We start from the raw sequence: 7,324 nt of genomic DNA on the forward strand, positions 1-7,324 counted from the left end.
GGACCCGGGCACCGACGCGATGCTGCTGCTGCGGAACCTGCCGCTGGAGCCGGCCGGCCCTCCGGCGACGCCGTCCGTCCCCGGCTCGGTGCAGCGCACGGCGACCCTGCCGGCCGCGGCCGTCATGCTCATCGGCATGGCGCTGGGCGAGGTCGTCGCCTTCGACAAGGAGAAGTCGGGCGCCCTGCTGCAGGACGTGGTGCCGGTGCCGGGCATGGAGACCTTCCAGGGCAACGCCGGCTCCGTGAAGCTGAACATGCACACGGAGAACGCCTTCCACCCGCTGCGTCCGGACCTGGTGGGCCTGATGTGCCTGCGCAACGACCACGAGAACGTGGCCAAGCTCCGGGTGGCGTCGGTGCGCAGGATCGTCCCGTTGCTGCCCGCCGCCGTTCGCGCGGTGCTGCACGAGCCGCGCTTCCTCATCGAGGCCCCGGCCTCCTTCGACATGCCCTCCGGCAGTGCCCGGCCGCGGGGTGTGCTGACCGGCAGCCCCGACGACCCGGACCTGACGGTCGACTTCAGCAGCACCGTGGCCCTCGACGGCGAGGCCACCGACGCGCTCCTCCTGCTGGAGAAGGCGGTCGAACGCAGCTACCGGGAGCTGCTGCTCCAGCCGGGAGACCTGGCCTTCGTCGACAACCGCATGGCGCTGCACGGCCGCAGCGCCTTCGTTCCGCGCTACGACGGCGCGGACCGCTGGCTCCAGCGCATCTTCGTGCACTTCGACCACCGGCGCTCGCGCGCACTCCGCCCGACCGGGGGCCAGGTCCTGCTGAGCGCCGCGCCGGCCGCCACCCCGACCGAGAGGTAACACGTCATGGCCATCGGGGCAGTCCCCCTCCCCTACACCCGGCCGGTCTCCCCGATGGAGGCATGGTTCCTGGTCTACCCGGACTCGGTGCCCGGAGTCATGCACCTGCTCGTCGAAGGAACCGGGGTGATCACCGGGCCCCAGCTCGCCGACGCCGTCGAGCAGGCCGCCCGGTCCTGCCCGGGCACCCGGCTCACCCGGGACGGGATGACCTGGAAGGACAGCGGGACGGCCCCCGAGGTCCGCGAGCTGCCCCCGGGCGGCCTCGACCTGGCCGTCGATCCGCCCGAACTGCACCGTCCGCTGATGGGCGACCCGGGCCCCACCTGCGAGGTGCTGCTGTCCTCCGGGGACGGCAGCACCCGGGTGGTGTTCCGAGCCTTCCACGGCGCGCTGGACGGCAAGGGCCTGATGTTCTGGGCCGAGGAGGTCTTCCGCGCCCTGCGCGGCGAGCCCCTGCACGGTGCTCCCGACGCGGTGAGCGAGGCCGAGCTGCTGGACCGGCTGGACGCCCGGGGTGTGACGAGCTCGCCGGGCGTCGAGGCCGACCTCGAGTGGCCCTCCGCGCTGGGCGCCCGGCGTGCGGGCGGCGGCCGGGGGTTCTTCTGGCGCCGCCGCACCGTCGACGGCTCGCACCCGGGCGCGGTCGCCAAGGTGGCCCTGGCCGTCACCCGGGCCCGTGGCCTGGACACCGGACGCTTCATGGTGCCGGTGGACCTGCGCCGGCACGCCCCCGAACTGCGCTCGACGGGCAACCTCACCCACAACCCGCTGCTGGAGGTGGACGCCGACTCCGGCTGGGAGGAGGCGCACGAGCGGATGCTGACGCTGCTGGCCGGCAACCACGACCTGGCGGCGCGCGCCGACACCGTGATGACCCAGGTGCCGCTGGACGTGCTGCGCCGTCAGATCGCGGAGCTGGACGGGTACTCCGCCGCACGGAACAAGTACGCGGCCCTGGCGATCGTCTCGCACATGGGCCGCGTCGACGAGGCGGCCCTGAGCACCGACGCCTTCCGGGCCACCGAGGTCTTCGTCCTGCCGAACTCGGGCCCCGTCGGTCCTCCCGAGATCGACCTGGTGGAGTTCGGCGGCCGCACCGAGATCACCATCGGCTGGCACGACGAACCGGGCACGGCGCAGCGGGCCGAGGCCCTCCTCGACGCCATCGAGGAGGAACTCTCCCCCGCCCACCGCCGGCGCTGGGCGGGCAACGCCGCCCCCCGTGCGCTGTCGCGGACCGGCACGGTGGTGGAACAGTTCGAGGCCCAGGTGGCGCGTACGCCCGACGCGGTGGCGCTGACCGGCCCGGAAGGACCGGTGGACTACGCGGAGCTCAACCGCCGGGCCGACGCGGTCGCCGCCGAACTGCAGGACCGGGGCGTCGGGCGCGGTTCGGTGGTGGGGCTCGCCGTGGGCCGCACCGTCGCGGCGATGGCCGGCGTCTGGGGCGTTCTCAAGGCGGGCGCGGCCTACCTGCCGCTGGACCCGGCCCATCCCGACCAGCGGCTGAAGGGCCTGCTGCGCGACGCCCGGGTCTCCGTCTGCCTGGTGGGGTCGGACCTGGCCAAGCGGGACCTAGTCCCGGTGGGCTGCGAGGCGGCGGTCGTGGAGGACCTGGCCGGCCGCGGCGGCCGCCCGGTCCCGGCGGGGGTGCGGCCGGACGACCTCGCCTACGTCATCTACACGTCCGGTTCGACGGGCCGCCCCAAGGGCGTCGAGATCGAGCACGCCCAGCTGTCCGTCTTCGCCGACTGGGCGATTCCCCTGTACGGCGTGGACGACACGACCCGGTTCCCGCTGTTCACCTCGCTGGCCTTCGACCTGTCCAACACGGCGCTGTTCCTGCCGCTGCTGGTGGGCGGTTCCGTCGCCCTGGTCCCCGACGACCTCGACCACACGGTGCTCCGGGAGATGCTCACCTCCTCGGGCGCGAACGCCCTCAAGCTGACCCCCACCCACCTCGATCTCATCAGCAGGCTGGGGCTGCGGCCGGTGGGCTTCCGCACGGTCGTCGCCGGCGGCGAGTTGCTGCGCGGCGCGGTGGCCGCCCGGGCGCAGGAGATCTTCGGCCCGCAGTGCCGGATCTTCAACGAGTACGGGCCGACCGAGACGACGATCGGCTGCATGTCCCGCCGGTTCGACCCGGAACGGGACGCGGAGCTGCCGTCGGTGCCGATCGGTCTGCCCACCCCGAACACCGCCATCCACCTGCTCGACGCCCGGGGCTGCTTCGTCGAACCGGGCGAGGTGGGCGAGATGTTCCTGGCCGGTGACCAGCTGGCCCGCGGCTACCGGGGCCGGCCGGATCTCGACGCGGAACGCTTCGTGCGCCTGGCCGACGGGACCCGCGCGTACCGCAGCGGAGACCTCGCCCGGCTGCTGCCGTCCGGGGAACTGGAGTCCGCGGGGCGCACCGACGAGCAGGTCAAGGTGCACGGTCACCGCGTGGAACCCGCGGAGATCGCCCGGATCCTGGAGGAACACCCGTCGGTGGCGAGTGCCTTCGCCGCCGGGCTGACCCGCCCCGGGACGACCGACCGGACCCTGTGCGCCTGGGCCGTCGCCGCCGGCGACGGGACGCCCACCGACCTGCTCCCCCTGCTCGAGGACCACCTGCGGGAGCGGCTGCCGCGCTACATGGTCCCCTCGACCATCCTGCTCATCCCCGAACTGCCCCTGACGCACAACGGCAAGGTGGACGTCTCCGCCCTGCCGAGGCCGTCCGGCGCCGCCGAGCCCTCCCAGGGCTCGGGCGACGCCGGAGGGTTCGCCGGGAGCCGCGACGAAGTGGAGGAGACCATCGCCGAGATCTGGACCGAGGTCCTGGGGCTGCCCGCGGACCGGCTGGGCCAGGACCCCGACTTCCACGCCCTGGGCGGGGACTCGGTGTCCCTGCTGACCATGCTGGCGCGCGTGTCGTCGGACGTCGTGGGCCGCGAGGGGGAGAAGGAGTTCATGTCCCACCTGGCCGGCTTCATCGCCCGCCCCACCCTGCGACACGTCTCGGAGGTGGCCCGCCGGCTGAGCTGACGAAGTGAACCGGTGGGGACGGCGCCTGCGCGGCTCGTCCCCACCGGTTCGTGTGGTCGTCGGTCCGGTCCTGTTGCGGCGGTGCTCTCAGGCCGCGAAGAGGTCGAACGTGGAGGTGCGCCGGGGCCCGGCCATCTGGTCGAGCTGGGGGTCCACGGTGAGCATCGCCTGGTGCAGGCGCTGAAGCTGCGGGGACGGCTCCACCCCGAGCTCCTCGATCAGCCGCATCCGCAGCCTGCGGTAGATCTCCAGGGCGGAACCCTGCCGCCCCGCCCGGTACAGGGCGACCATGGCCTGCGAGTGGAGCCCCTCGTGGTGCGGGTGACGGGCGGTCAGCTCGGTCAGCTCGGCGATCAGCTCGCTGTGCCGCCCCAGCCGCAGGTCGGCGTCGATCCGCCGCTCCACCGCCACCAGCCGGCTCTCCTCCAGCCTCAGCACCTCGATCTCGAGGACCGGGCCGAGCCGGACGTCCACCAGGGCGTTGCCGTCCCACAGCTCGAGGGCCTGCCGGTAGCACCGGGCGGACCCCTCGTTGTCGCCGGACTCGAAGGCCGCCAGCCCCTGGGCGGTCAGCTCCTCGTAGCGGTGCACGTCCACGCAGCCGGAGGGGATCTGCAGGACGTATCCGTTGTGCCGGGTGGCCAGAACGTCCTTGGCGCTGGTGCCGGCGTCACACCCCATGGCGGCGCTCAGACGGCGCCGCAGCTGCAGGATGTACGTCTGCAGCGTGGTGAGGGCGCTCTGCGGAGGGTGGCTGCCCCAGATCTCCTCCATGAGTCTCTGTACCGGCACCACTCTGCCTGGGTACAACGTCAGCAACGACAGGATCTGTCGTGGCTTGGCCGCGGACGGCACGATCGACGCTCCGTTGACATGGGCCTCGAGCGGGCCCAGAACCTGAATTTTCATGCCGGCCTCCCCCTTCGCATACCGTCGACCACTCGCGTCGCACGCTAGTCCGAAACGTGTCGGTCGAGCGGTGCCCTCCAGTCCCTCTCCAATTGCTTTCCAGGCGGCTTCCACTCGCGGGCCTCATCCTGGCCGGATCAGCTGAGGTCACCGGGGGGACATCACGCCTCCGGCGCGATCGGCGGTGCCGCGCCCGGTCGTCGAGCCGCGCAGGTGCGGACCGGCGGTCGGCCGTCCGTCGTCGAAGCGCGGCCGTGCGGCGCCGTTGGGCGCTTCGCGCCGCGCGGAACCTCCCGGGGGCTCCTCCGGCCCCGCCCCCGGGACACGGATTGCCGGGCCGGGCATCACTGCCGGGTTTGGCGCCGCCTGCGGCATGAGAAGACGTCAGCGGGTGTGTGGGGCGCACCCCGCTGGAGGAACGCTTGAGCCTCGCTGGAGAAATGGCCGGGCGCTCCAGGAGGAAAAACTCGCCCGTCGGGGCGGAAGCCGTCCGTCCGGGGACGGAACCACTGATTCCACAGGTCGCGGGACTCGGACCGCGCCCTTGTTCCCTGACGTTGCGTCACCATCGCACCCCAGCACGGGAACCACTGACGGCCCGCACCTTCTAATAAGGAAGAGGCCTACGTTTCCGCAGGTCAGAGAGGTGCGCATGGCTCAGAAGTTACCTCATGAGGCAACTTCGGCACCCTGAGATTGCCTCATGAGGTAACTTCGACCCCTTGATTGCGACCTATGTGCGCAATAGTGCGACCACCGGAAGTTACCTCATGAGGTAACTTCGCGCCGCGAACGCGCCGATAGGTCGCATCGTTGCTACCTATCTGCGCAACTGACTAGGGTGAGCGGGTCTTGGTTTCGACAAAGGAGGGCTCATGGCCCAGCCGCAGCGGGACGACCACCGGTCACCCCGCTCGTCACCCGCGCCCGAAAGCCCCTACAACCTCGCCCCCAGACCCAGGGACAACCTCGTCCGCCTGCCGGCCGGGCACTCGGCCGAGGTACGTCCCCCGGTCAGCGCGGGCAACTTCATCGGCGGGTACTTCGCTCAGGACTCGCTGGAGTTCCTGTGCTGGATGGCTCAGTACTTCCGTGACGACAACACCTCGTTGCGGGTCCTGCTCTGGCTGATGGGCAGCCAGGACGTGGGCGGCGCCGTGTGCCTCAAGCAGCGGGAAATCGCCGACGCCCTGCAGCTCACCCGGCCGCAGGTGTCGCGGAGCATCCACAAGCTGGAGAACCTGGGCCTGGTGTTCTCGCCGAGGCGGGGCCACTATCAGCTCCAGCCCGCCGTCACCCTGCGCGGCGGCTACCGAGCCGTTCCCAAGCCCGGCAGGGGCTCGGGCCGCAGGGTCACCGTCCCCGTCGAGCAGCTCAGTCTGCTGAGCGACCTCGCGCTGGATCCGAACGTTCCGGACGAGTTCCGTGCGCTGGGGCTGCCCGGCGCACGGCTGCCGGAGAAACCCGAGGAGGCCTGACCATGCCGCTGCCTGCGCCGATTCAGCAGGAGCTGTCCGTCGGCACGTTCAACGTCTTCGCGTACATGCCCGCCATGCCCGGCATCGCCTACCGGGTTCTCTTCGAGCTGCTGGGCACCCAGCAGAACGGAGGGTTGTGCCTGGTGACCGAGGAGGCGCTCGCCGCCCAGCTCGGCGTGCACCGCTCCATGGCCGGGCGCGGCCTGCAGTCGCTCATCCACGCCCGCATGGTGTTCCGGGAGGCCCGCGGCACCTACCGGCTCAACCCCATGCTGGCCGGCGGCCGCACCTTCGAGGAGCACCTCGAGGCCATCCGCGACCTGGACCCCGAGGACCGTCTCGACGTCGACCACTTCCAGGACCGCTACGACCGCGCCGTCGCCGAGGCATCCATCGCCCGTCAGCGCCGCAACAAGGGCCGGGCGAAGGCGTCGTCGTCGGCTCCGGACACCCGACGGGAGCGGGCCGTCGCCGAGGCCGACGTCGTCAGCATCACCACCGCCAGGCGGCGCCCCCGGCGGCAGCCGTCCTGACGGTCCACGGCCGAAGGACCCCGGAAACCATCGGAGCCCCGCCGAGAAGGCGGGGCTCCGATGTGTCTTGGTTTCGCTGCAAACTTTACAGCACCGCCTCGGCCGCTGCGGGGGTGCCCGCCCCGCGTCCGGCCCCCGGTGGCCGGAATGCCGCCGGTCAGCGGCTCCCACGGCCCCTGGTCACCAGGCCATCGCGGACATGTGCGAGCCCCGTCCGGCGGCTCCTTCCCGAGGACGGCCGATTTTCGCGCGTGGTGCCGCCCGGTTATCACGGCGTGATAATTCCGCGGGCCCCGCGGCCCGGTCCGTCACGCGGCCCGCCCGGCGAAGGCGGCGCGGGACACCGGGAGCCCCTCAGGAGCGGGGCCGTTCCGGGGATCGTGCGCCGGGCACGAAGGGGAGCCGGGCGGCCAGGGTGGAGGCGCCGCGGACCAGCGGGGTCGCCATGATCCCCGCCACGCTGGTGCGGCCCGCGATGTAGGCGTCGAGGCGGCGCCAGGCCGGGGGCAGGCGGGTGAGGGCCGTGTGGACGAGGCCCGGGTTGCGGGTGAAGAGCT

General features: G+C 72.3%; 5 protein-coding genes and 1 pseudogene. 4 read left to right on the forward strand and 2 right to left on the reverse strand.

Translation table 11 applies throughout. The features are described 5' to 3' along the window. A partial coding sequence (locus tag HW445_RS13410; RefSeq protein ID WP_180221253.1) for a TauD/TfdA family dioxygenase occupies positions 1–814 on the forward strand: 814 nt, incomplete at its 5' end. A gap of 6 nt (positions 815–820) precedes the next feature. Next, on the forward strand, positions 821–3,847 hold the full coding sequence (locus tag HW445_RS13415) for a non-ribosomal peptide synthetase (RefSeq protein ID WP_180221254.1): 3,027 nt from the start codon (positions 821–823) through the stop codon (positions 3,845–3,847). Between the two features lie 87 nt (positions 3,848–3,934). On the opposite strand, the gene HW445_RS13420 is transcribed toward HW445_RS13415, so the two are convergent. Further along, the gene (locus HW445_RS13420) at positions 3,935–4,756 is read right to left on the reverse strand and encodes an AfsR/SARP family transcriptional regulator (protein ID WP_180221255.1); all 822 of its coding nucleotides are present in this window, start codon (positions 4,754–4,756) and stop codon (positions 3,935–3,937) included. A gap of 875 nt (positions 4,757–5,631) precedes the next feature. Between HW445_RS13420 and HW445_RS13425 the strand changes: the two genes are divergently transcribed. Then, on the forward strand, positions 5,632–6,234 hold the full coding sequence (locus tag HW445_RS13425; RefSeq protein ID WP_151771054.1) for a MarR family transcriptional regulator: 603 nt from the start codon (positions 5,632–5,634) through the stop codon (positions 6,232–6,234). A gap of 2 nt (positions 6,235–6,236) precedes the next feature. Continuing rightward, a complete protein-coding gene (locus HW445_RS13430; RefSeq protein WP_180221256.1) occupies positions 6,237–6,767 on the forward strand; it encodes a hypothetical protein in 531 nt (176 codons plus the stop codon). Between the two features lie 354 nt (positions 6,768–7,121). Here the strand turns inward: HW445_RS13430 and HW445_RS13435 are convergent. Next, positions 7,122–7,324 (reverse strand): annotated as a pseudogene (locus tag HW445_RS13435) (hypothetical protein); the annotation flags it as partial.

It is taken from the genome of Streptomyces sp. UH6 (assembly GCF_013421635.1).
In the GTDB taxonomy this organism is placed as follows: Bacteria; Actinomycetota; Actinomycetes; order Streptomycetales; family Streptomycetaceae; genus Streptomyces; species Streptomyces abyssomicinicus.

Coding starts and splice junctions, on each gene's coding strand:
- HW445_RS13420 (WP_180221255.1), bottom strand. CDS start 4,756: ATGAAAATTCAGGTTCTGGGCCCGCTCGAGGCCCATGTCAACGGAGCG.
- HW445_RS13415 (WP_180221254.1), top strand. CDS start 821: ATGGCCATCGGGGCAGTCCCCCTCCCCTACACCCGGCCGGTCTCCCCG.
- HW445_RS13425 (WP_151771054.1), top strand. CDS start 5,632: ATGGCCCAGCCGCAGCGGGACGACCACCGGTCACCCCGCTCGTCACCC.
- HW445_RS13430 (WP_180221256.1), top strand. CDS start 6,237: ATGCCGCTGCCTGCGCCGATTCAGCAGGAGCTGTCCGTCGGCACGTTC.